The organism is Methylobacterium mesophilicum (assembly GCF_022179445.1).
Classification (GTDB): Bacteria; Pseudomonadota; Alphaproteobacteria; order Rhizobiales; family Beijerinckiaceae; genus Methylobacterium; species Methylobacterium mesophilicum.
In genome coordinates, this window is record NZ_BPQU01000136.1 from 1 (window position 1) to 260 (window position 260).

General features: G+C 48.1%; 1 protein-coding gene. It reads left to right on the forward strand.

Annotated elements, in window-relative coordinates; genetic code table 11:
• A partial coding sequence (locus MFF40_RS28525; protein WP_283206127.1) for a PrpF domain-containing protein occupies positions 1 to 260 on the forward strand: 260 nt, incomplete at both ends.

Genomic DNA, 260 nt, shown 5'->3' on the forward strand with positions numbered 1-260 from the left:
TTACCCGAAGATCAAACGCAGCGCGATAAAATATTGATGGCAATTATGGGTTCCGGTAACGATCTGGAAATTGACGGTATTGGCGGCGGTAATCCACTGACCAGTAAAGTCGCCATTATTAGCCGTTCCAGCGATCCGCGTGCTGATGTCGATTATCTGTTTGCGCAGGTAATCGTTCATGAGCAACGTGTCGATACCACGCCTAACTGCGGCAATATGCTGTCTGGTGTTGGGGCATTCGCCATTGAAAATGGTTTGAT